Here is a 21,485-nt window from a genome sequence, read left to right as displayed (position 1 = left end):
ATAGATTATCAGAACAACTCAGCGCACCTCAGCGCATCCCCCGCGCACCTCAGCGAGAAAACTACATTTCCTTGAACCACTGTCGGAACTCCGCAGCGTAGCGGCTCACTACGGCCGGCGACACGTCGGTTTCCAGCCGCACGCGGGGCAGTAGTGGCACGCCGGTGTGTTGTTGAATAAAGCTTTCTGTGGCCGGTGTCGGCTCCCCATTGAACACGAGGCCCCGCACCCGGATGCCGCGACTATGCAGGGCTTCCAGCGTGAGCAGGGTGTGGTTAATGGAGCCCAGGTAGTTGCGCGACACCACCACCACGTCCAGCCCGAGCTGCTGAATCAGGTCGGCAATCAGGAAACCCGGCGCCAGGGGCACCAGCAGGCCGCCCGCGCCTTCTACCAGCAGGTGATTTTCGGTGGCGGGCAATTCAAAATCGACCGGCTGCAACGTCAGGCCCTCAGCAGCAGCCGCGGCGTGGGGCGAAGCAGGCAGGTGCAGCCGGTGCCGCTCGGGCCAGAAGCGGCTCACAGGGTTCTGGACCAGGCTGCGCACGGTGCCGGCATCAGTGCTGGGCTCCAGGCCGGCCTGCACGGGCTTCCAGTAATCGGCTTGCAGGGCTTCGGTAAGAATGGCTGAGACGAAGGTTTTCCCCACGTCGGTACCGATGCCGGTGATAAAGAGCTTTTCCAAGGGAATAGTGAAATGGTGGGGTGGGTACCGGCGTTTGTTTGAGTACGCTGCTATGCCTCGCCTACCCACAAGCTGCCCCGGCGAAAACCGTAGATTAGGCTAATTGTACCATTACTGTTTTGGCGTTTAGTAATGGTATGTGGAGTTCTGCTCATGATTTTTTCTATCCATTTTTTATCTTCTAAATAAGCGTCAAAACTCACATAATTATCCGGTGTCCCCAGGTCGTCATTACTGTGAAAATCCTGGTCGTCTATACGAGACCAAGTGAAATCTTTTAGATAGGGCTGTGCAGAAGTAAAAACATTATTTGGCAATGCACCTATCTGAAAGCCAGTAATTTCTGATTCCCGTTGCTGTTTTATCCTATTAATAGCACACATAACTCTTGAAAGCTCAAACCTGGGTTCAAACAGCCATATCTTCAAGTAATAAGGTTCGCCATACGTATTTAATTGCTGCTTCCAAGCATGGTATATTTCGATCAAACCCTTCAACATCAGAAGCTTGGTTGCTCCACGAGGTACGGGAATCGCACTATTAATTAGTGAAATATCGCACCAGGGATGAACTACAATGTCGCAATGGTCTTCGTGATATTTTTCCAGTATATCAAATCGACAGGTTAGGTTGTTGCTCACCCACTTGCGAATACTTCTGTTTCTTCTCTTAATGCCCCTGATTTTTTGAAATCTCATTGTTTTAAAAATCTAGTTATTGATGACAGAAAATTTTATGTGCTCTTCTTACAGCAGTTTTGTGAACAGTATACCCAGCCTGTAGAGACGCGACCCTTCGCGTCCGTTCGTTGAATGGCCCCTGTTGAATATGAACGGGCAAACGGCGCGGACGACGAGACGCGAAGGGTCGCGTCTCTACAGGCAGTCGGTGGATACACGGTTCGCGAAACCGCCATACACTGCGCAATAACCATACTCAGCGTCTGTTACAGCGCCGCCTCTAGCGCCGCCAGCCCGTCAATTTCCGCTTCCGTGTTGAAGCTGTGCACGATGAGCCGCAGCCGCTCGGTGCCGGCGGGCACGGTGGGCGCCACGATGGGCCGCACGTCGAAACCGGCTTGCTGGGCGGTGGCGGCCACCTGGCGCACGGCGGCGGGGCCGGGCGAGTGAGTGAAGAAAACCGGGTGAATCACGTGGCTCTGCGGCGGTACGTGCAGGCCAGGTACGGCATTGAGGCGGGTTTTCAGATAGTCGGACAGGGCAAACAGCCGCTGCCGCTCGGCTTGCAGGCCCGGTAGCAACTGATACGCCGCCGTGAGGCCGGCCACCGTGAGCGGGGGTAGGGCGGTGGTGTAGATGAAAGGGCGGCTGAAGTTGAGCAGGTAGTCACGCAGCAGAGCCGGGCCGGCCACGGCGGCGCCCTGGCTGCCCAGGGCTTTGCCAAAGGTGAGAATGCGGGCAAACACGTCGTTTTCAAGGCCCAGCGCCGCCACCACGCCTTCCCCGGCCAGGCCGTAGAGGCCGTTGGTGTGGGCCTCGTCCACCACCAAATGCAGCCCCCGCGCCCGGCACAGGGCGGCCAGCTCCGGCAGCGGGGCCGTGTCGCCGTCCATGGAGTACAGCGCCTCCACGGCCACAAACACGGCACCCGAAGCCCGGCTGAGCTTCCGTTCCAGGTCGGCCAGGTCGTTGTGCCGGAAGCTGAAGGCCGTGGCAAAGGAGGCCCGGATGCCGTCCTTAACCGAAGCGTGGGAGGCCTCGTCGTACAGGATGGTGTCGCCGCGGCGGGGCACGGCGGCGAAAAAGCCCAAGTTGGCCGCGTAGCCGGAGTTGAACAGCAGGGCTGCTTCGGCGCGGTGAAAGTGGGCCAGGTGCGTTTCCAGGGCTTCGGCCGCCGCTGAGTTGCCGGTGAGCAGGCGGGAGCCGCTGCTGCCGGCCGCTTGCTGGGTGGCGGCTAGCAGCGCCCGGTGCACAGCCGGGTGGCGGCTCAGGCCCAGGTAGTCGTTGGAGCTGAAATCGACGAGCCCGGCCGCGGGTAGCGTGAGGCGGCGGCGGGTGCCCTCTGCTTCGCGCTGGGCGAGGTGCCGGGCCAGGCGCTGGTAGAGGGGAGAAGTAGACATCAACAGAAAAACCGCCGCGCCAAACCAGAGAAAATCAACAGCTACAGCTACCCGCCAGAAGCAGCACAGGCCGTTCGTGCTAAAGAAAGCTGGCTACGACGCAGGAAGAAGGCTTAAGGAACGGTAACGGCGTTGGCTTGTAATACTTTATGCAAAAACAACACGTGGTAGGGCAGGGAGTTTTGCCAGTATTCCCAGGTGTGGCCACCGGGGCGCTCCGTGTACTCGTGCGGGGTGCCGTTGTACACCAGGCGGCGGTGCAGCTCCCGGTTGGGCTCGATAAGAAAATCATCCACTCCGCAGTCAATAATGAGCGGCAGGCCGTTGCTTCTCATCTTATCCACCAGAGGCAGCACGGTGAACGGCGCCAGCGTAGCGGCGGGTGTGGGGCCCAGCGGACCCAAAATCGGCTCAAACAGCGCCGCGACCCGCTTGCCTTCCTCCGGATTCAGCCGCCACTTGGCCGTGTTGATGTCAACCGCGCCACTCATGCTGCCGGCGGCGCAGTACAGGTCGGGGTGACGGGTGGCCAGGTACAGGGCCCCGTGCCCGCCCATCGACAAGCCCGTAATAACGCGGCCTTCGCGGCGGCGCACGGTGCGGTAGGTGTTGTCGATTTTCTGGATGACTTCCTGGGTCAGGTAGGTTTCAAACTGGCTGCCTTTGTTGACGGGGCTGTCGAGATACCACCCGAAGGTTTCGCCCTCCGGCATCACCACCAACAGGTTGTACTGGTCGGCCAGGCGGTGCACGAGCAGCTTGTCGGGCGTCTTCGTCAGCCAGTCCGAGAAGTGCCCGGTGGCTCCGTGCAGCAGGTAGAGCACCGGAAACACCGCCTTTTTCTGCTTGGCGTAGGCGGCGGGCAGCACCACGGTGGCGCGGTAGGTCTTGCCCATCACCGCACTGGGAATGTCCAGCGTATCTACCCGCGCCCCAAAGCAACACCCTGCCGGCCCAAGCAGCAATGCGACGAGAAGAAAGCGCAGGTAACGCATGCGGCAAGAAGGTTTTGAGTTCAGGTAGGCTAGTCCCAATCCACGCCGCTTGCTGCGCAGAATCCGGTAGGGAGGGGCTCTAGTTGCCTCACCCCCAACCCCCTCTCCGAAAAGGGAGAGGGGGCTCTAGCTCTAAAAGCTAGTTTTTTAGAAAGCCAGAATTGGAGCCTCTCCCTACAGGCGAGGGGTTGGGGTGGGGCTACACCAGCTCCCGGCCCAGTACTACAGCGCCCTCGGGCACGTCCTTGAACGACTTGCGGGGCTTGAGGCCGAGCAGGTCGAACATGTGCTTGTCGGCGTCGAAGTCGGGGTTGGGGGTGGTCAGGAGCTTTTCGCCTGAGAAGATGGAGTTGGCGCCGGCCAGGAAGCAGAGGGCCTGCTCGGTGACGGGCATTTCCTGGCGGCCAGCCGAGAGGCGCACCATGGTGCGGGGCATCAGGATGCGGGCCGTGGCAATCATGCGCAGCATTTCCCATACGCTCACGCGGGGCTGCTGGGCCAGGGGCGTGCCTTCCACGGGCACCAGGGCATTCACGGGCACGCTCTCGGGGTGCTGGGGCAGGGTGGCCAGGGTGTGCAGCATGGCCACGCGGTCCTCATCCGTCTCGCCCAGCCCGATGATGCCGCCCGAGCATACCGAAATGCCCGCCTTGCGCACGTGTTCCAGGGTGTTCAGCCGGTCGTCGTAGGTGCGGGTGGTGATGATGTCGTCGTACTTCTCGCGGCTGGTGTCGAGGTTATGGTTGTAGGCGTAGAGGCCGGCTTCTTTGAGGCGCTCGGCCTGGTACTCGTTCAGCATGCCCAGGGTGCAGCACACTTCCAGGCCCAGGTTGTTTACTTCGGTTACCATATTCAGCACCCGGTCGAAGTCACGGTTGTCGCGCACCTCGCGCCAGGCGGCGCCCATGCAGAACCGGGTGGAGCCGGCGTCGCGGGCTCGTTGGGCGGCAGCCAGCACTTCGGCGTCGGGCAGTAGCTTGTGGGCCTGCACGCCGGTGTGGTAGCGGGCGGCCTGGGGGCAGTAGGCGCAGTCTTCGGGGCAGCCGCCGGTTTTCACGCTCAGCAGGGTGCACACCTGCACTTCGCCGGTAGCCTGAAATTCTTGGTGCACGGCCGCTGCCTGCGTCACCAGCTCCAACACGGGCTGGTGGTAGATGGCGTTTACTTCGTCGAGGGTCCAGTCGGTACGGAGCATGGGTGGGAGGTTCGGTGGCGAAATAGCAGTGGAAAGAAGCCGGTCGAAACGACGGCGGCCCGCCGGAGCCTACAGCTGCGCGGCGAGCCGCAAGATACGGGAGAAGCCGATTCAGGCGGCATCGGCAGCCAGCCAGAATAAGAATGGGGGCGAAAGTGTAGCCCGAAAATTCGTTTCTCACTACGAAGCACCACTACTGTGCGTCAGCTCACGGCTGAAGAATTGCCTAAACGCCAGCAGCAGTCAGCACCTGCGGCTTTTTTGCCAAAAACTGCCCGTACTGCTCCGCTGCTAAGGCAATAGCCTCCTGCTCGGTTACGCCCAGCGGCTGAAACGGCTGCAACTCCACGACCACAGCCTCCTTTTTAACAGTCCGCTTCCAGATACCAACCACCCGGCCATCCACCACGATAAGCGGACTGAATATGCCATTGCTCGAAGCCACGCGCCGAATGTAAGCTGCATCGAGCAACAGGGTCCGGTCCTTATAGCCTAGAAAATACTCATCGAAGCCCGGCAGCAAATAAGCCTTCGGAGCCGTGGGCGCGGCTGATACTGCCGGAAACCAATACTCCTGGCCGTTGAGGCGGGCATGTTGGAGAGCTGTTTGTACAGCTGCTAAGCCTGCTCGGGCCTCACCCAGCGTCAGGCCGGCCCACCAGGCAAAGTCTGGCACGGTGGCGGGGCCGTGGCTGATAAAGTAGCGCCGGGCCAGTTCAGCCAGGGCCTCTTCCCGTGGCCGCGGGCGGCTGCCGGGCACCCACTCATCCAGCAGGACGAAGGTAGCTTCGAGGCCCCGGCGCGGACCTAAGCAGATAACCTGGTCAAGAGCCGCCCGTAGCAGAATAGACGCCAGCCGCGGCCCGGTGGCCGCTATACCGGCCTGAGCCAGGGCAGCCGTTAGCTCGCCACGGGTAAGGTGGCGCCTGCCTTCCAGAGCCCGACTCACGATATCCTGGCTTCGGCGCAGCATGGCTTCGTCCAGCTCGCGCTGCGTGTTCACCGTCGCGGCCATCCGGACAAGGCGCGGCGCCAGCAGCGCGAGTAGCCAGCGCACATCCTCCGCAGCCGCCACGTGTAAAGTGCCGCGCAGCAGCCAGGTCCGCACGATGGTGCCCGCCGCAAACGCGTGCTCGATGTCGGCGGCCTGGGCACCAGGCAGCCGCACGCCAAATGCCCACCCCACCTGGGTGTACTCCTGCGCTTGTAGCCCGCCCAGCCGCGCGGCCACTTCGGCAGGTTGGGTGCAGTGGCTGGCCGCTACTTGCTGATTCTGAAGGCGCTGGGCGAGTAGTTGGTCAGAGGTAAGCACGGGCAGAAATAAAGATGAGCAGATAAAGTAAAGCGGGCAAGCATCCGGCGTACTGTTGTACAAGTGGTATTGTCCTGCTTCATCTGGCGACCTTCGGTTCGATAAACGGGCGCCAGATGAAGCAGGACGGTTTTCCTGTCCCTTGTCACCCTTTACCTTATTACCTCACTACTTCTTCCCTCGGCTCCGTCCGGTTGCTTTGCCTTTGGGCGACGCGGCGGCGGGGCGAGTGGTGCCGGTGCGGCGGGGTTTGCCGCTGGCGGGGCCTTTACGTGTTGCCGCGCTGCGCGGGCCGGCGGGGCCGGCACCAGGAGCACCCGCCCGGCGCTGGCCCGAGGGGCGGGCCTGGCTGGATTTGCGGGGTTTGCGGGGCTCAGTGGGCAGCTCCAGCCACGCATCTTCGGGACGGGAGGCGGCGGGGCGGCGGGCTTTGCCGGTGGCCGCCGGGGCCGGCTGTTCGGCATCAGGCGCGGCGGTGCTGGCGGGCTTGCGGCGGCGCGGGGCCGGGCTGCTGGCTGGCCCTGCGGTTTCGAGCAGGGCTTGCAGCTCCCGGGGTTTTAGCTCGCGCCACTCGCCCAGGCCCAGGCCTTTCAGCTCCACGTTCAGCACGCGGATGCGCTCCATCTGCACCACCTTGTAGCCGTACTGCTCGCACCAGCGCTCAATCTGCCGGACCGAGTCGTGCAGCAGGGTGATGCGGAAGATGTACGGCGTTTCTTTCTGAGCGCGAATCTGCTGAGCGGCCGCGCCAGGCTGGCCGCCGCCCGCCGCCACGCCCGCCAGCAGCGGCTCGCTGATGGGCTTGTCTACCATCACGATGTACTCGTTTTCCAGGCGGCCCGAGCGCAGCACCCGGTTCACAAACTCGCCGTCGGTGCTGAGCAGTACCAGGCCCTGGGCGTCCTTGTCGAGCCGGCCCAGGGGCAGCAGGCGGCCATGGAAGTGGATGGCACCCAAAATGCTGTTGCGCACGCCGGCCGCGGTGGTCGTCACCACGCCGGGCGGCTTGTTGTAAGCCAGATACACGGCCTCTGCCTGAGCCTGAGGCTCAATTAGGTTGCCGTTTACCAGCACTCGGTCCTTATCCGTTACCTGGGCGCCCACCGCGGCGCGCTTGCCGTTCACCGTCACCTGGCCCTGCTCGATGTAGCGGTCGGCTTCGCGGCGGGAGCACAGGCCGCTGTCGCTGATAAATTTATTAAGTCGGGTGGGCATGCGGGCGGGTTTAAAAGCAAAAAACGACCCGCCAGCAAGTGCTGGCGGGCCGCAAAGATACGCGGAAGCGCAAAGCCGGGCCGCGACCCCAACTGGCCTCCCACCAAAAACATACTTAGCGGAGTGCCTGCGCAATAGCTCGTTTCAGCAAGCCTACGCCCCCAACTCCGCCGCCCACACTCTCGAATGAATACTGGCCGCTCTTGTCAACCACTACATTGGTAGGAAAAGCCGGGGGCTTGAGCTGCGTGAGCAGTTCCGGAGTCAAAGACGCGACGGGGTAGTGAAAGGGGGTTGCAGCCAAGAACGAGGTGACCACCGCGGGTTTGCTGCGTACCAGCGACAGAAATACGACGTCGGGGTGCCCGTGGTAGGTGGCGTACACATCATTCAGCTCCGGCATTTCCATCTCGCAGGTTGAGCAGCCCACAAACCAGAAGTTAAGCACCAGCACCTTGCCTTGCAATTCAGCAGAACTGATGCGCTGGCCAGCGTAAGTGGTGGCTACGAAAGGAGGAAAAGGCCGGCCTAGGTTCTGCGTCCACAAAATGCGCTGGGCAGTCCGGGCTTTTTCCTGGGCAAACTCGGCGGCCGGCAGCGGCACCAGCGTACGGGTGTTGTGTTTTTTGTCGTAGATGCTCTTGTGCGTGCCCCGAAACACGGCGTCGTAGTGGGCAATGTAGGTGGTAGCATTGCCCGCAGCGTCCTTGAAAACAGTGTGGCGGTTTTGTCCTTGGGCAGCAAACCCCCAAGAACTCAGGGCTATTACCCCGGCTACTATCACTGTATTTTTCATCCCGACGGCCTGGTGTTTTCTTGTTATAACGCCACCTGCTTCCAGTCCTTATCAACACCCAACAGCAATCGTTCAGCACTACCGCCGCCGGCCAGCACGGCCGCTTGCTTCGACCGGGCAGTCCGCCAGAAAAGCGGGCTAACGGCTGCCCGGCCCACCGCAACTGGCCTTATTTAGATACGTTGTTGGTCTTGCCCGCTGTCACCTGCACCGACCATTGGTTGGAACCAAGCACAAAAACATAGTTGCCTGCGTTCAGGTCGTTTAATTCTACCTTGGCAGTGGTTGTCGTGTTGGGAGCCGCCACCCCCAGCTGCCCTTCCCGCAGGGGGCTGACCGGGCGGTTGCTGGCCCATCCCTGCTCAGTATACAATCGGTAGTAAGCCTGGCTTAGGCTTTGGTTGAACTTAAAGCTTATTACCAGATTGCCGGTCTGAGGCTCGGCTTCCTCTTTCTTGCAGGCTCCTAACAGCAATGTTAAGGAGAACAGTACGAAGACCAGGAGGTGGGAGGGAATACGCATAAGTAATAGAAGTAAGAGAGGAGAATGAATACGCTGCAAAATAGTCAAGTCGCGCTATTTACCATGCGTGATAAATAGATATAAACAGATACTACAGCTTCACTTGTTTCTGGCCCTTGTCCACGCCCTTCAAAAACGTGATTAGGCCGCGCATGTAGGTCGGCTGGTCGTCGTAGAAGCTCATGTGGGAGCCGCGGGGGCAGATAAGGGCCGTGCCGTGCGGCACCTGGGTGGCAATCCAGCGCATGTGCTCGGGGTCCATGGTGTCGTGCTGGCCGCCGATGCTGAGCACGGGCACTTGCAGCTTGGGCAGGTCGTGGGTCCGGTCCCAGCGGGCCAGCTTGCCGCTGATGCCAAACTCGCTGGGGCCCTGCATGGTCACGTACAAGGACTGGTTCATCTTGCTGAACGAGCGGTTAACGGGCTCGGGCCACTGGTCCAGCGGGCGGCGCAGCACGTGCGCGGTGTAGAAGTTAGCCATCAGCAGCTCCATGTAGCGCGGGTTCTGGAAGTCCTGGCGGGCTTCCAGCTGCTGAATTTCGGCCAGCACTTCGGGCTTGAGTTGCTTGGCCAGCACCGTTTCGGCGTACTTGTCGTAGGCGGGGCAACTCATCATCATGTTGGAAATGATGAGGCCCTTCAGGTGCTGCTGGTACTTGAGGGCATACTCGGCGGCCAGAATGCCGCCCCAACTGTGGCCCAGCAGAAAGAAGTTGCTGCTGTCGAGCTGGAGGGCCTGGCGCACCTGCTCCACCTCCTCCACGTAGCGCGGCAGGCTCCACATACTGGTGTCCTTGGGGTTGTCGGAGTTGCCGCAGCCCAGCTGGTCGTAGTAGATGAACTCGATGCCTTCCTGGGGCAGAAAGCTTTCCATGCACTCGAAATACTCGTGCGTAGCGCCCGGCCCACCGTTGAGCAAGAGCAGCTTGATGCGCGGATTATTCCCAATGCGTTTCGTCCAGACGTTGAACTTGCCTTTGGGTGTGCTCACGGCTACCAGCTGCACGCCGCCGGTTTGCAGGCGCGTGGTGTCGGCGGGCGGGAAGTAGGCGGTGAGGGCGGGGGCCGCCGCCTGCTCAGGGCTGGGGGAGGAGCAGGCGGCCGTGAGTAGCAGCAGCAGGGCGTAGCGTACGTGTGTCAGCATAACCAGCACGAGAAAAGGAAAACCAGAAAAGACGCTACCTAAGTTGCTGGGTTTTTCCGACAAACCAGCCACCATCTTTCCCGCCCCGAACCAGCTGCCCCGGCCGCTGCTTAGTTGTCTTCGGCCAGCCACTGCATGGCCCGGTACTGGCCCGGCCCGAAAAATAACCGCAGCACGTCGTCCGTGAGCTGGAGGCCGTTGGCGCTGTTAGTAAAAAACACCACGCTTTCCTGCGTTGCGGGGAAGGCCATGAAAAAGCCCTGAAAGTCGCCGTTGTCGCCCCAGTGCCAGAGGGCGGGGCCGCGGCTGGTGGTGGCCAGGCCCACGCCGGCAGCCCAGGCAATAAACGGGTCGGTGGGGCGGGTGGGCCGGCGGCACCGGTCGGCGGCAGTCAGCGGAGTGGTCAGCAGCGCCCGAGAAGCAGCAGAGAGGCCGGTGCCCATCAGCAGGGCCTGCACAAACCGGCTGTAGTCAGCAGCCGTGGTGAGCAGCGTGAATCCGGCGTTGGCCGGCGTAAACCGCCGGATTTCGGTGGGCTTACCCGTTTTGTCGTGCCCGAAGCTGGCATTCTGGGCGAAGCGGGCCTGCCACTCGAAACTACTGCCGCGCATACCCAGCGGCCCAAACACCTCCTGCTGGGCCAGGGCCTCCCACGACTTTCCCGTCAGGTGCTCCAGGGTTTGCTGGAGCAGCACGAACCCTTCGCCCGAGTAGTTCCAGCAGCTGTCGGGCGGGAAGCGCAGCCGCAGCTCCGAGGTGCTCCAGCCGCTGCCCAGCGGGTTTTCTGCCCAGTTAGGCAGCCCCGAGGTGTGCGTCAGCACCAGGCGGGCCGTGATGCGGCCGGCCTGGGGCTGGGTGCGCAGGCGCGGGTAGTTGTGGTAGCTGAGCAGCGGCTTATCCAGGGCCAGCAGGCCCTGGTCGTGCAGGCGCAGAGCAGTGTAGGCCAGCACCACCTTGCCCAGGGAAGCCGCCTGAAACGTGGTGTGCGCATCGACGGCAGCTGCGGCGCCGTTGTGGCGGGAGCCCAGCACGTACGCCGTAGACTTGCCGCTCTTCGTGTAGATCAGCTGAATGCCCGGCACGTGCTTCTGGCGGAGCAGGTCGGCCAGCTCGGTTTGCTGGGCCCGGCTGGGTAAGCTGCACAGTAATACAAGGACAAGCAGCAGAATACGCATAGAGCCGGAAACGAAGCGGTAAACGAAGCAACCAGCCGGCAAGATGGCACTAAATCAGGGTCTCGTTGTCCTGCCCGCCCGAAAACAGCAGCGGGCCGCCCCACCCGGAGCGGCCCGCTGCTGCCTGTCATTCCGAGCAGCGCGCGGAATCTAAGTTAGCCTCTGCTACTTGACCCAGATTCCTCGCGCTGCTCGGAATGACACTTAGGCCAGCGTGTGGTACACGGCCTGCACGTCGTCGTCGTCCTCGAACTTCTCAATCAGGTTCATCACTTCGTCCAGCTGCTCGCCCTCCAGGTGCACGGTGGCGTTGGGGATGCGCTGAAGCTGGGCGCTGATGACGTTGAGGCCTTTTTCTTCCAGTGCCTTCTGCATCTGCCCGAAGTCGGTGAAGGCGGTTTCGACCACGATGAGGCGCTTTTCGTTGCCCTGCTCGTCTTCTTCCACGTCCTCGTACACGTCTTCGGCGCCGGCATCAATCAGCTCCAGCTCCAGCTCGTCCCGGTCGAGGCCGTCGGCGGCCAGCTTGAACACGCCCTTGCGGGTGAAGGTGAAGTCACTGGAGCCGGCCGTGCCCAGGGCGCCGTTGCCGCGGTTGAAGTACATGCGCACGTTGGCCACGGTGCGGGTGGGGTTGTCGGTGGCCGTTTCGATGACGATGGCCACACCGTGGGGCGCGTAGCCCTCATACACCACCTCGTTGTAGTCTTTTTCCTCTTTGCTGCTGGCCCGCTTGATGGCAGCTTCCACCCGGTCTTTAGGCATGTTCACGCCCTTGGCGTTCTGCATGGCCGTGCGCAGGCGGGCGTTGGCGTCGGGGTTGGGGCCGCCTTCCTTCACGGCCATCACGATTTCCCGGCCAATGCGGGTGAAGTCTTTGGACATCCGGTCCCAGCGCTTCATTTTGCGGCCTTTGCGGAATTCAAACGCGCGTCCCATCTATGAAATGAGTGATTGAGTGAATGAGAGAATGAGTGAGTTTTCTGTCGGCGGGGTGGGGCCGAAAGGGGCCGCAAGTTAGCAGAATGCCCGGCCGGGCGCAACGCAAGAACATACAGCACCTCAGTCTCCACAGCTCCACATTCCTTGAAAGCGGTTGGCCGAGGTTGCTGTAGCGTCTCTACACCGCACTGACTTACTTGTAGCCAGCGCCAACCGCCTCTTACATTTCCCACATTCACTCATTCACTCATTCACTCATTTCCACATTCACTCATTCGCTTTCAGCGTGTAGGTGCTCTGGTTGCCGGCGGGGTAGCCTTCCAGGGTCAGGGTGAGCAGGCCGTTGCGCAGCCGGAACGTGCCTTGGTCGGTGCGGGCCTGGCCTTGCTTGGTGGTGTAGCTGAAGCTGATGCGGTTGCCGGCAAACGTGTAGCGCCCGTCCTGGTCGAAGCGTATGGAGCCGCCGTTGCCGGCCAGCACCAGCCGCTTCTGGTAGGTGCCGTTGGGGCGAAGGGTGAGCGTGCCGCCCACGCCGGAGGCGGCCATCGGCTCGGGGCTGGTGCCTTTGTCGAGAATGGTGTAGGTGAGGTAGGTATAGGTGGTGAAAAAGGAAGGCGCCAGGCGCGGAATGGCTTTCGGCGCGCGTTGGGCCACGCTGGCCAGGCTGCTCAGGCTGAAGGCAACGACGAGAAGAAAACGGTACGGCATCCTGCAAGGTACTTCTCCCACCACGCCGCTACAAGCCACCGCGGCGCCGGCCCACCTGACAACTGGCCCCGACAAACCCAGAAGCGGCCGTGGCATCTTATATTCGCTTATGCCGACTTTCCCGCCCGAGCCGATTTGTTCCGCTACTACCACGCCCCTCCCAGGCGCCGCGCTTCCAGCACACCGGGGTGGCGAGGCTGCGTTTCTGAGGTTCTGGCTGCTTCTTAGCTGGCTGCTGCTGGCGTCGGTGGGGGCGTCCCTGGCCCAGCAGCCGGGCTACACGCTTACCTGCACCGGCCTCGTTCCGCCAAGCTCCTTGCAGAAGCGGCACTGTGAAATCCGGGAGCTGAGCCTGCCCGCCCCGCCCGCCGGCACCCCGCTCACCGTGGACGCCTGCCCCAGCGGGAGCATCACTGTGCGGGGCTGGAACGGCACCACCGTGCGGGTGAGGGCGCGGGTGGTGGGGCGGGCTGCCACCGCCGCAGCCGCCAAAGCCCTGGCCGCTGCCGTGCGCATCGGCACCCCCCACCACACCCTGCGCGCCAGCCGGGCCAATGCCTCAACCGAGGGCTGGGAGGTAAGCTACGAGGTGCTGGTGCCCACCCGTACCAGCCTCACCTTGCTGGCTACCACCGGGGGCATCAGCCTGGAAAACGTGCAGGGCAACCTGCGCTGCGAAACCACCACCGGCCGGCTGGACCTCACGGGCGTGGGCGGCGACGTGCGGGGCAAAACCACCACCGGCGCCCTCGTCATTCGCCTCACCGGCCCGGCCTGGGAAGGCCCTGGCCTCGACGTCAGCACCGTTACCGGCGACATCAGCTGGCTGCTGCCGGCTACGTACTCGGCCACGGTAGTAGCCCGCACCACCCGCGGCCGGGTGACGGCCGAGCTGCCCACCACCCGCAAGCAGGTGCTGGCCCGCAGCCTGACAGCCACCCTGGGCAAAGGCGGAGCCCTGCTCCGGGCCAGCACCACCAACGGGAATGTGCAGGTGCAGCAGGCCGGCAGCACCCCGCCCCCGGAACCGGCAGCCGAGTGAAGCAAAACGGGCCGCGAAGCAAAGCTTCGCGGCCCGGTGTAACCTTGTGGGGCTTTACTGCGGTGCCTTACCCGTGCGCCTCACGCGCGGTTCCCGCGGCTGGGGCTGGGGGTACTTGTTCTGGTTGCGCCGCCGCTGTTTCTGGAGCAGCAGCGCCGCGCTGCCCAACAGCAACGCCCCGGCCGCGGCCACCTTGAGCTGGCCCGGCAGCGGGTCGGTGGGGGCGGGGGGCAGGTAGGCCACGCCGTTGGCATCGAGGCGGGCCGGCTCGTGCACGTAGCGGCCGTGAGCGGGCATGGGGAAGGCTTCGGCCAGGCGCTGTAGGCCCTCCGTGGCTTCGGGGCCCTGTACCACGGGGCCGTGCCCGCAGCCAATGGCCTGAGGGCGCAGCGCCGCCAGCAGCTGCACCGACTGGCGCACCTGCTGCCAGTCGTAGTTGAACGGGGCACCGGCCACGCTGATTTCGGCCTGTTGCAGCAGCACCGCCGGCACCGACTCGTGGTTGGTGGTGGCAAAGGCATCGGCCCCCAGCAAGGTGCGGTCCGACTCCCGGAACAGGGCCACCTGGCCCGGCGCGTGGCCCGGCACGTGCAGCCAGCGCCACTCGGGCAGGTAGGGCACGGTCTGGTCGGCGTCGGTGGTGGGTAGGGCCTGCACTACGTCGCGCAGCTGAAACGACTGGGGCGGGAAAAACCGGCTCACAAAAGCCAGGGAGCCGCCCCGGTCCACGGTGGGGTCGGCGGGCGGGTACACGGCCTGAGCCGTCAGGAAAGGCAGCTCCAGCGGGTGAGCCAGTACGGGCACCTTCCAGTGCTCGGCCAGGGCCTGCGCCGAGCCGGCATGGTCCATGTGGCCGTGCGTGAGCAGGATGGCCTGCGGATGCGTGCCGGGATAGAACAGCTTGTCGGCGGCTTCGATGATGGTTTTCTCCGACCCCGGCAGGCCCGAGTCAACCAGCACCCACTCGCCGGCCAGCCCCACTTCGACGAAGTACACATTCACGAAGCGCTGAATAGAAAGCTGGTGGACGCCAGTGGCAACTTGTTTCATACACGTTCAGAATAGGTTGAAACCACTCTACGCGAATCGGAGTGAAAAGTGAATCGCAGATTGGGCAGATTGATAGGATAGCACAGATTTGGGTGGAACTGTTCAGGAGACTACAAGAAGCCCGGCAAAACGCTCTGCCCGCGTACCGACGCTACCAAAGCAGCCGTCTGGCCCCGCCCGGCGGACGCCGAATCAAGCAGAACGGCCTGGCCATATCCGCGCTCCACTACCTTCTTCTAGTCACAGATTGAGTTACACGCCAAGGGCCTGCCATGCCAGGCAAGCCCTTGAATGAGTATGTTTTAGAATAGGTAAGCTTCTGGCTGCCAAGGCTGGTGGCTGGGCTTACAGCGCCGAGGTGGAATACGCCGGGGAAGGGCTGGTGCTAACCTGTCGCACCGGTACCTCCCAGCTGCTAACCGGAGCCGGAGCCGGGGCCTGAGGAGACGAGAAAAAGGAGAAGCCTTCGGGCAGGCTCGGGAACGACTGACGACGGTTGGCAGCTCCGATTACCAGCAGTAAAAAGAGCAACAGAAAACGAAAAAGGGTAGAAAAGCGGCGCATAAAACTCGACAAAGGAAAACCACAGCGGCACACCTGGCGGCCGATGCATGCGCAGATACGGCGAAACCGAAAAATAGTCTATTAACTACCTGTTATTATTCGATGAACACGGTCTGGCAGTCCACGAAAACTCATTTACGACGTTGAATAAGATGATTCTTAGTTCAAAAAAAATCGGGAGTTGATGGCTGCTCATCCGCAACACTAGTGGCTTTGGCGCCGGGCCCGGCCTGCCCGCGCTGAACCCCCACAACCCGGCGCAACTGCCGCCGCTCTGCCGACTCTGCCCGACACGCGCCGGGCGCCTTTCATCGTTATATCTGTTCACTACCCACGTATGCTGAAAAAGCCTTTGCTACTCCTGCCGCTGGCCTGCGCCTCGGTGGCCGCTGCCCAAACCAAGTGCGCGGTACCTGTTCTCAAGCTTTTGCGCAACGGCCAGGAAATTCCCGCCACCGGCAGCGCCCCTGCCCCAACTGTGACGCTGCAAGTAGCTGCTGAGCCGGGCTGCCCCAGCCCGGCCAGCTACCGGTTCAGGCAGGCCCAGGCCACGCTTGTCCGCCAGGGGCGGCCCGTGTTGCCGGCCCTGCTCATCACCCAGCCCCAGGCCGACCTAACGCCCCTGCTTCGCGCTGCCCGGCCCGGCGACCAGGTGTACGTGTTCATCCCCTACGGCAGCCTGGTAACCGTGGCGGCCGACGGCAAACAGCAGCCCTACCAGCCCCCGCAAGCCGCCCCATCCAGAACCCGGCCCCTCGACCTGCAAACTGACCAGGCCAAGGGCATCAACTTCGTGTGGAAGCTGGTGCGGGAGTAGCCTTCTAGCCATCCTTGCGAAAAAGGGCCTGCTGATGGGGAATCGGCAGGCCCGCTTTCATTGGCCTGATGAAAAGCCGGACTCCCGACCTGCCGCTGAACGAGCTGGCTGGTGTGCTGCTGTGGGCGCGAATGTTCCTTCGGCCTGGCAGTCCGGTGGGCGGAAAGTTTTTTGCTGGGTAGGCAACCATTCACGCCCATGCTCCGAGTGGCCGGATACAGGGCTTTGGCCCCGCTCACACGTGCTCGTTCTTTTTCATCACCTCACAATCAAACCCCAACTATGAAAACAACGCATTTCCGCAACACCTTGCTGGCCACAGTAGCCGCCACCAGCCTCTGGTCGTGCCAGCAGCAAGACCTGCCCGCCGAGCCGAAAGCTGTGACGCAAGCCGCGGCTCAGGAAGGCGCTTACCGGCTGACATCCTACAAGCTGGAAGAAGGTATCGGGACTGACTACCCCATTACCTACACCACGGCTTTCACCTACCGCCCCGACGGCAAGCTGGCCTCCACCGACGGGTCTAGGTTTTATGTCGCCAAGGGCAGTACCTACCACCAGCATATCGACTACGACTACTCGCAGCCAGGGCAGGTGGTGGCCCGCAACCCGGCCTTTACGAATGGCGTGGGCGCTGAGGTAAAGTACGTGCTGGGCACCGGCGCCAGCAGCCAGCGCGCTAGCCAGATTATTGACGTGAAGGGAATTGGCGTTAAAACCTACACCTACAACGCCGCGGGCCAAATTACGCGGGAGCAGATTGACGATTTCAGCACCCGCATCAGCGTCTTCAGCTACGATGCCGCCGGCAACCGGGTCTTAACTCCCAACTTCTACAACTCGCGCATCAGCGCCACCTACGACCTGACCAAGCTCAACCGCCGCCCCGTGCCGGACGTGCTCAACCTGTTCGTGGACAAGGGTACGGAAAGTCGCAACCTGCTGTCGAAAACCGTCGAGGAAACCGACCCGGCCAAGGACCGCACCAACCGCTACCAGACCAACAAGACGTACACCTACGAGCTTAACAGCGCCGGCTACGTAACCAAGAAAACCGAAGACATTGTGTTCCTGGACAAGGGCGTGGTGGCTTCCACCAAGAAGAACGTGTACACCTACACGTACGAGGCTTTATAGCGCCGTTGCAGCACGCACCCCGTCGTGGTTTTTTGGCAAAGCCAGACCGTAACCACGCATGAACCCCGAAAAGCCTCCTGTCCGCGCAGGGGGCTTTTTTCTTGCTGGCTGGCCAGGTCCAAAACGGCCGCCCACGGATACGCCAGCTCCGGCAGAACGTATCTTTCAAAGCCGGGTGGCAGTACACTCCAAGCCACCTCCTATGCACCCTCCATGAGTCAGTCCTTGCCGCCTGATCTGCCTCCCGGCGCCTTCCGCCGCCTCGACGAAACGCCCGATGCCGAGTTTTACCGCCAGCCGCGCTTTGTTACGCACATCGACGACCGGGCCATTGCGGCCGTCACGCAGCTGTACCGGGAATATTTTCCGGCCCAAAGCGCCCTGCTGGATTTGATGAGCAGCTGGGTGAGCCACCTGCCGCCCGAGGTAGCGTACCGCCGCGTGGTGGGCCTGGGCATGAACGAGCAGGAGCTGCGCGCCAACCCGCGCCTGAGCCGCTACGTGGTACAGGACCTCAACCAACAGCACGCGCTGCCCTTCCAGGATGCGGAGTTCAACGGGGCCGCCATCTGCGTGTCGATAGACTACCTGACCCAGCCCGTGGAGGTGCTGCGCGAGCTGCGCCGGGTGCTGGAGCCGGGGGCACCGGTGGTCGTTACCTTCTCCAACCGCTGCTTTCCCAGCAAGGCCATTGCCGCCTGGCACGCCCTCGACAGCCGCGGCCACCTGGCCCTGGTGCGCACGTATCTGGAGGCTGCCGGCGGCTGGCACAGCATCGAGCTGCTAGACCGCAGCCCCCAGCCCCCCGGCCGCTCCGACCCGCTTTATGCTGTGGTGGCGCGGGCGTGAGTAGCCCGCTCCCAATAGCGCGGAACTCCGGCCTACATTCGTCCGTGCCGCTAAGACGAGGTGTAGAGACGCAAGATTTTGCGTCTCGTCGTCCGCGCCACTAGCATTAGTCATTCAACGAGGAGACGCGAACCGTAGGAAGGCGTAGCCAAGGGTCACGTCTTTACAGGCAGGCGTCTCGTTCTGGCGAGGGAGGCCGGAGCCTCCCGCATAGGCGGCACGGGGCGCAGCTCCGCGTCATCAGGTGCCAGCAGGAAACAGTCTGCTTAGAATGCGTGTGCCGATACGGCGTACCACAGCGCCCCAGCGGCGGCGGTGCCCATGAGCAGGTACACAATCAGGTTGTTGCGGTGGAGCAGCTGCTCGTATTTGTGTTGGGAAAACATACCTCACTTCGTTACGCCGTCTCCTCTGTGCCAACACGCAAGGTTGCTACGCTGAAACCGTACGGCGGCCCGCCTTCAGCATAGGTAAGTAGATACTCCGTTGTCTCAGCTTCGGGCGTATTTACCGTGTTACCATGATGTTAAGCTTTTGGTGAAAGCTGATGAGAAAAGGTAGAACACGCTCCGATGGTACAGCCCCTTGCCGCCCGGCCCCAGCAATACGCCACAAGCAAACAAGCCCCAGCACGGAGGCTGAGGCTTGTTCTCTGCAAGAAAAAAGCGAAGCCCTTACGCCGGCTGCTGAGCCGTGAGGCCGAGCACGGCGCTGGTGTGGCTGCGAACTTGCTCCAGCAGCTCCGGCTCATGGTGCAGGGAGCGGCCGTAGGACGGTATCATCTCGCGCAGCTTGGCCTGCCACTCCGGCGAGGCGGCCCGCTGCGGAAAGCACCGCTGAATCAGGCCCGCCATGATGCTGACGGCGGTGGAGGCACCCGGCGAGGCGCCCAGCAGGGCCGCAATGGAGCCATCCTTAGCCGATACCACCTCGGTGCCGAACTCCAGGATGCCGCCTTCCTTTTCGTCTTTTTTGATAACCTGCACGCGCTGCCCGGCAATTTCGAGCTGCCAGTCTTCGGGCCGGGCCTGGGGCAGGTACTCGCGCAGGGCCGCCAGCCGGTCGGCGGGCGACTGGCGCACTTGGTTGATGAGGTACTTGGTGAGCGGCATGTTTTTGAGGCCCGCCATGATCATGGGCCGCATGTTGCTCAGCTTCACCGATAGGGGCAAGTCCAGGTAGGAGCCTTGCTTGAGAAATTTGGTGCTGAAGCCAGCGTAGGGCCCAAACAGCAGCTCCTGCTTGCCGTTAATCACCCGCGTATCGAGGTGGGGCACCGACATGGGCGGGGAGCCCACGGCGGCCTTGCCGTACACCTTGGCGTGGTGGCGGGCAATAACCTCGGGGTTGACGCACTTCAGCCACTGCCCGCTCACGGGGAAGCCCCCGAAGCCCTGCCCCTCCGGAATGCCCGAGGCCAGCAAGAGCGGCAGCGACCCGCCCCCGGCCCCGATAAACACAAACGGCGCCCGGATTTTCAAGGTCTCGTCTGTGGCCAGGTTCTTGGCCTTCACGCGCCAGAGGCCATCTTCCTTCTGGCGCAGCTTTTCTACCTCGTGGTGGAAGTGGAAGCTCACGCCAGGCTTTCCCTGGAGCAGAGTAAACATGCCGCGAGTCAAAGAACCGAAGTTGACGTCGGTGCCCAGGTCCATGCGGGTGGCGGCCACGGGCTGCTGCGGGTCGCGGCCCTCCATCACCAGCGGCATCCAGTGGTGCAGGGTGGCGCGGTCCTCGGAGTACTCCATGCCCTGAAACAGGGGCGACTGGGTGAGGGCCGCGTGGCGCTTGCGCAGGAAGCTCACGTTCTTCTCACCCCACACAAAGCTCAGGTGGGGAATGTGGTTAACGAAGCGGCTCAGCTCCTTTACCTGGTACTGCTCGGCCAGGAAGGACCAGAACTGCTTGGACTGCTCGAACTGCTCGGCAATGCTGATGGCCTTGCTGACGTCGATGCTGCCGTCGGGTTTTTCGGGAGTGTAGTTTAGCTCGCAAAAGGCCGAGTGGCCCGTGCCGGCGTTGTTCCAGGCGTCGGAGCTTTCGGCGGCGGCCACGTCGAGCCGCTCCACAATGGCGATGGTCAGGTCGGGTTGCAACTCCTTGAGCATCATGCCCAGGGTGGCGCTCATAATGCCGGCCCCAATCAGCACCACGTCGGCGGAAAGGGGAGCAGAAGGTTCGGTAGTGCTCATGCGGTAGTCGAAAAAAGGGCGTCCAAAGAACGGGCAAACCCAGAGAAGGTGTAGATGTTGGCGCCCCAGGCACGGCGGCCTCCCAGGCGGAGCGGCTGGCGCGCAGCGGCGGCATGAAACACTGGCCGTCCGCGTTTCGTGCCGCCGCTGCGAGGCGGCTGTAGCCCGTACTACGCTTTCTGGGGGCGGTAGTTTACCTTCGGCTGCCGCCTAACCAGCCCCAGCGGGGCGGCATGTCGGTAGCTAGAGCCAACATCCAAGATATAGAAAGCCCCAGCGGGGCGACGCAGCCGTCCGCAGACGATGGGTGCCGTCCCGCTGGGGCTCTGAACGAATATCGTCTGCTTGTTTCTACCGATATGCCGCCCCGCCGGGGCTGGCCGTGCTGCCGCTTGTGCCAAGCGGCCAGTGCTCTACGTGGCTTCCCGTTGCTGCGGCGCAGGTTAGGCCACGGCGGCTTGGCGGGCCTGCCACTCGTGTTCCAGCATGCTCATTTCCACCAGGCTCCAGTACTCGTCGTCGTAGCGCAGGATGTCGCGGGAGCGGCCTTCGGCTTGCAGGCCGGCGCGGGTGTAGCAGCGCAGGGCGGCCTCGTTGAAGTCGTACACACCCAGGTCGATGCGGTGCAGGCCCAACTCCTCGAAGCCGAAGCGCAGCACTTGGGTTAGCATCTGCTGCCCGATGCCGCGGCTGCGGGTGGCGGGGTCCACGAGCACCCGGCTGATGCGAGCCGAGCGGTTTTTCGGGCTCAGGCTGCCCAGGGAAATGTGGCCCACGGCGGCGCCGGTGGTTGTATCCACGGCTTTGAAAACGAAGACTTCCGAGGAGCCCAGGTCGTTGGCCCCGTCGAGGTACCAGCTCAGCTTGTCGGGAGTGAGGGGAAAGTTGAACATCGGCCCCGACCAGTTCATGAGCAGGCGGGGCGAATCAATCCAGGAAATCAGTTGGTCGAAATCAGTGGCGGTGAAGTATTCGAGGCGAATCATATACAGAAAAGCAACTTCAGACAAAAAGGGAAAACATACTCCCTGCCGCCGAAGTGCAACTTTCGCAAAGATACTTCGCCA

General features: G+C 62.5%; 21 protein-coding genes. 4 read left to right on the top strand and 17 right to left on the bottom strand.

What is annotated here, in order from left to right:
* Positions 1–61: 61 nt before the first annotated feature.
* The 13 genes from bioD to OIS53_RS07540 form a co-directional block, all read right to left on the bottom strand.
* Positions 62–685 carry a dethiobiotin synthase gene (gene bioD, locus OIS53_RS07600; protein ID WP_264681796.1) on the bottom strand — a complete coding sequence of 208 codons (624 nt, stop codon included), beginning with the start codon at positions 683–685 and terminating at the stop codon, positions 62–64.
* Between the two features lie 50 nt (positions 686–735).
* Positions 736–1,383: a hypothetical protein gene (locus OIS53_RS07595; protein WP_264681795.1), complete on the bottom strand. Its 648-nt coding sequence runs from the start codon at positions 1,381–1,383 to the stop codon at positions 736–738.
* A gap of 248 nt (positions 1,384–1,631) precedes the next feature.
* Complete coding sequence (locus OIS53_RS07590) at positions 1,632–2,765, bottom strand: aminotransferase class I/II-fold pyridoxal phosphate-dependent enzyme (protein ID WP_319805483.1); 1,134 nt, start codon at positions 2,763–2,765, stop codon at positions 1,632–1,634.
* Between the two features lie 113 nt (positions 2,766–2,878).
* Complete coding sequence (locus OIS53_RS07585; protein WP_264681794.1) at positions 2,879–3,760, bottom strand: alpha/beta hydrolase; 882 nt, start codon at positions 3,758–3,760, stop codon at positions 2,879–2,881.
* 199 nt (positions 3,761–3,959) lie between these two features.
* Positions 3,960–4,955, bottom strand: coding sequence for a biotin synthase BioB (gene bioB / locus OIS53_RS07580; RefSeq protein ID WP_264681793.1), 996 nt, complete (start codon positions 4,953–4,955; stop codon positions 3,960–3,962).
* A 226-nt stretch (positions 4,956–5,181) separates the two neighbouring features.
* Positions 5,182–6,267 (bottom strand): winged helix DNA-binding domain-containing protein, encoded by a 1,086-nt coding sequence (locus OIS53_RS07575; RefSeq protein WP_264681792.1) that lies wholly within the window; start codon positions 6,265–6,267, stop codon positions 5,182–5,184.
* 168 nt (positions 6,268–6,435) lie between these two features.
* Positions 6,436–7,482: a S4 domain-containing protein gene (locus OIS53_RS07570; protein ID WP_264681791.1), complete on the bottom strand. Its 1,047-nt coding sequence runs from the start codon at positions 7,480–7,482 to the stop codon at positions 6,436–6,438.
* Positions 7,483–7,597: 115 nt separating this feature from the next.
* On the bottom strand, positions 7,598–8,278 hold the full coding sequence (locus OIS53_RS07565) for a TlpA family protein disulfide reductase (protein ID WP_264681790.1): 681 nt from the start codon (positions 8,276–8,278) through the stop codon (positions 7,598–7,600).
* Positions 8,279–8,447: 169 nt separating this feature from the next.
* Positions 8,448–8,801 (bottom strand): hypothetical protein, encoded by a 354-nt coding sequence (locus OIS53_RS07560; protein ID WP_264681789.1) that lies wholly within the window; start codon positions 8,799–8,801, stop codon positions 8,448–8,450.
* A 91-nt stretch (positions 8,802–8,892) separates the two neighbouring features.
* Complete coding sequence (locus tag OIS53_RS07555; protein WP_264681788.1) at positions 8,893–9,945, bottom strand: proline iminopeptidase-family hydrolase; 1,053 nt, start codon at positions 9,943–9,945, stop codon at positions 8,893–8,895.
* Positions 9,946–10,055: 110 nt separating this feature from the next.
* Positions 10,056–11,120 carry a serine hydrolase domain-containing protein gene (locus OIS53_RS07550; RefSeq protein WP_264681787.1) on the bottom strand — a complete coding sequence of 355 codons (1,065 nt, stop codon included), beginning with the start codon at positions 11,118–11,120 and terminating at the stop codon, positions 10,056–10,058.
* Between the two features lie 204 nt (positions 11,121–11,324).
* Complete coding sequence (locus tag OIS53_RS07545) at positions 11,325–12,059, bottom strand: YebC/PmpR family DNA-binding transcriptional regulator (protein ID WP_264681786.1); 735 nt, start codon at positions 12,057–12,059, stop codon at positions 11,325–11,327.
* A gap of 270 nt (positions 12,060–12,329) precedes the next feature.
* Positions 12,330–12,770 carry a hypothetical protein gene (locus OIS53_RS07540; protein WP_264681785.1) on the bottom strand — a complete coding sequence of 147 codons (441 nt, stop codon included), beginning with the start codon at positions 12,768–12,770 and terminating at the stop codon, positions 12,330–12,332.
* Positions 12,771–12,879: 109 nt separating this feature from the next.
* Here OIS53_RS07540 and OIS53_RS07535 point away from each other — a divergent pair, with 109 nt between their 5' ends.
* Positions 12,880–13,812, top strand: a complete 933-nt coding sequence (locus OIS53_RS07535) for a DUF4097 family beta strand repeat-containing protein (protein ID WP_264681784.1) — start codon at positions 12,880–12,882, stop codon at positions 13,810–13,812.
* Positions 13,813–13,866: 54 nt separating this feature from the next.
* On the opposite strand, the gene OIS53_RS07530 is transcribed toward OIS53_RS07535, so the two are convergent.
* Positions 13,867–14,862, bottom strand: a complete 996-nt coding sequence (locus OIS53_RS07530; RefSeq protein WP_264681783.1) for an MBL fold metallo-hydrolase — start codon at positions 14,860–14,862, stop codon at positions 13,867–13,869.
* 345 nt (positions 14,863–15,207) lie between these two features.
* Positions 15,208–15,393: a hypothetical protein gene (locus tag OIS53_RS07525; protein ID WP_264681782.1), complete on the bottom strand. Its 186-nt coding sequence runs from the start codon at positions 15,391–15,393 to the stop codon at positions 15,208–15,210.
* Between the two features lie 370 nt (positions 15,394–15,763).
* Between OIS53_RS07525 and OIS53_RS07520 the strand changes: the two genes are divergently transcribed.
* The 3 genes from OIS53_RS07520 (at position 15,764) to OIS53_RS07510 (ending at position 18,229) form a co-directional block, all read left to right on the top strand.
* Positions 15,764–16,243 carry a hypothetical protein gene (locus tag OIS53_RS07520; protein ID WP_264681781.1) on the top strand — a complete coding sequence of 160 codons (480 nt, stop codon included), beginning with the start codon at positions 15,764–15,766 and terminating at the stop codon, positions 16,241–16,243.
* A 282-nt stretch (positions 16,244–16,525) separates the two neighbouring features.
* A complete protein-coding gene (locus OIS53_RS07515) occupies positions 16,526–17,380 on the top strand; it encodes a hypothetical protein (RefSeq protein ID WP_264681780.1) in 855 nt (284 codons plus the stop codon).
* 213 nt (positions 17,381–17,593) lie between these two features.
* A complete protein-coding gene (locus OIS53_RS07510; RefSeq protein WP_264681779.1) occupies positions 17,594–18,229 on the top strand; it encodes a class I SAM-dependent methyltransferase in 636 nt (211 codons plus the stop codon).
* Between the two features lie 674 nt (positions 18,230–18,903).
* Here OIS53_RS07510 and OIS53_RS07505 read toward each other — a convergent pair.
* Positions 18,904–20,418, bottom strand: a complete 1,515-nt coding sequence (locus tag OIS53_RS07505; RefSeq protein WP_264681778.1) for a malate:quinone oxidoreductase — start codon at positions 20,416–20,418, stop codon at positions 18,904–18,906.
* 443 nt (positions 20,419–20,861) lie between these two features.
* The gene (locus OIS53_RS07500; RefSeq protein ID WP_264681777.1) at positions 20,862–21,404 is read right to left on the bottom strand and encodes a GNAT family N-acetyltransferase; all 543 of its coding nucleotides are present in this window, start codon (positions 21,402–21,404) and stop codon (positions 20,862–20,864) included.
* Between the last annotated feature and the right edge of the window lie 81 nt (positions 21,405–21,485).

The organism is Hymenobacter sp. YIM 151500-1 (assembly GCF_025979885.1).
Taxonomy (GTDB): Bacteria; Bacteroidota; Bacteroidia; order Cytophagales; family Hymenobacteraceae; genus Hymenobacter.
This window is presented reverse-complemented; position numbering and strand designations above follow the sequence as displayed.

Excerpts from the sequence above, each read along its gene's own strand:
- OIS53_RS07595 (WP_264681795.1), bottom strand. The coding sequence starts at position 1,383 with ATGAGATTTCAAAAAATCAGGGGCATTAAGAGAAGAAACAGAAGTATT.
- OIS53_RS07590 (WP_319805483.1), bottom strand. The coding sequence starts at position 2,765 with ATGTCTACTTCTCCCCTCTACCAGCGCCTGGCCCGGCACCTCGCCCAG.
- OIS53_RS07585 (WP_264681794.1), bottom strand. The coding sequence starts at position 3,760 with ATGCGTTACCTGCGCTTTCTTCTCGTCGCATTGCTGCTTGGGCCGGCA.
- bioB (WP_264681793.1), bottom strand. The coding sequence starts at position 4,955 with ATGCTCCGTACCGACTGGACCCTCGACGAAGTAAACGCCATCTACCAC.
- OIS53_RS07570 (WP_264681791.1), bottom strand. The coding sequence starts at position 7,482 with ATGCCCACCCGACTTAATAAATTTATCAGCGACAGCGGCCTGTGCTCC.
- OIS53_RS07565 (WP_264681790.1), bottom strand. The coding sequence starts at position 8,278 with ATGAAAAATACAGTGATAGTAGCCGGGGTAATAGCCCTGAGTTCTTGG.
- OIS53_RS07560 (WP_264681789.1), bottom strand. The coding sequence starts at position 8,801 with ATGCGTATTCCCTCCCACCTCCTGGTCTTCGTACTGTTCTCCTTAACA.
- OIS53_RS07555 (WP_264681788.1), bottom strand. The coding sequence starts at position 9,945 with ATGCTGACACACGTACGCTACGCCCTGCTGCTGCTACTCACGGCCGCC.
- OIS53_RS07550 (WP_264681787.1), bottom strand. The coding sequence starts at position 11,120 with ATGCGTATTCTGCTGCTTGTCCTTGTATTACTGTGCAGCTTACCCAGC.
- OIS53_RS07545 (WP_264681786.1), bottom strand. The coding sequence starts at position 12,059 with ATGGGACGCGCGTTTGAATTCCGCAAAGGCCGCAAAATGAAGCGCTGG.
- OIS53_RS07540 (WP_264681785.1), bottom strand. The coding sequence starts at position 12,770 with ATGCCGTACCGTTTTCTTCTCGTCGTTGCCTTCAGCCTGAGCAGCCTG.
- OIS53_RS07535 (WP_264681784.1), top strand. The coding sequence starts at position 12,880 with ATGCCGACTTTCCCGCCCGAGCCGATTTGTTCCGCTACTACCACGCCC.
- OIS53_RS07530 (WP_264681783.1), bottom strand. The coding sequence starts at position 14,862 with ATGAAACAAGTTGCCACTGGCGTCCACCAGCTTTCTATTCAGCGCTTC.
- OIS53_RS07520 (WP_264681781.1), top strand. The coding sequence starts at position 15,764 with ATGCTGAAAAAGCCTTTGCTACTCCTGCCGCTGGCCTGCGCCTCGGTG.
- OIS53_RS07515 (WP_264681780.1), top strand. The coding sequence starts at position 16,526 with ATGAAAACAACGCATTTCCGCAACACCTTGCTGGCCACAGTAGCCGCC.
- OIS53_RS07510 (WP_264681779.1), top strand. The coding sequence starts at position 17,594 with ATGAGTCAGTCCTTGCCGCCTGATCTGCCTCCCGGCGCCTTCCGCCGC.
- OIS53_RS07505 (WP_264681778.1), bottom strand. The coding sequence starts at position 20,418 with ATGAGCACTACCGAACCTTCTGCTCCCCTTTCCGCCGACGTGGTGCTG.
- OIS53_RS07500 (WP_264681777.1), bottom strand. The coding sequence starts at position 21,404 with ATGATTCGCCTCGAATACTTCACCGCCACTGATTTCGACCAACTGATT.